Origin of the sequence: Vibrio sp. OPT46, assembly GCF_015163535.1 — a bacterium.
GTDB lineage: Bacteria > Pseudomonadota > Gammaproteobacteria > Enterobacterales > Vibrionaceae > Vibrio > Vibrio alginolyticus.
This window is the reverse complement of sequence record NZ_JADDYG010000730.1, coordinates 27,792-28,211: the sequence shown is the minus strand read 5'-3', so window position 1 is coordinate 28,211 and position 420 is coordinate 27,792. Positions and strand designations below refer to the sequence as shown.

Annotated in this window: 2 pseudogenes; both read left to right on the top strand. The window is 39.0% G+C overall.

What is annotated here, in order from left to right:
* Positions 1–186: pseudogene (locus IQR33_RS34460) on the top strand (hypothetical protein); the annotation flags it as partial.
* Positions 176–420 (top strand): annotated as a pseudogene (locus IQR33_RS34455) (phosphate ABC transporter substrate-binding protein); the annotation flags it as partial. The pseudogenes IQR33_RS34460 and IQR33_RS34455, both read left to right, overlap by 11 nt.

Here is a 420-nt window from a genome sequence, read left to right as displayed (position 1 = left end):
AATCGAATTGAAGAGCAAGAGTTTTATCAGAATACGGCATTGACGGTACAACTAAAAAAACGGGAAAGGCGCACAATTGCTGTTGTAAACACGAAAGCTGAAAGTACTGAACAAGCGTGGACTATATTTAGTTCGGACAGCGAGTTGACACCTAATTCGAAGTTGGAGTTGAATTATGAAAATTAAAGTATTGCCTTTCTTTGCTCTAGCTTCATGTTTGATTTCACCGCTGGCATTTTCTGACTCTGAGGCTCGAACATCGATTTTTGTCGAACCAGAAATATTAGAAACGATAGAAACATTGATAGATGAGCCAAGTGTAAATGTAGCGCTTGCATCTCAGTCTGGTGGTTTTAACGACATGCTAAATGACGGAGCCTCTATTGCAATCACATCTAAGAAATGGTCAGATGAAAACAT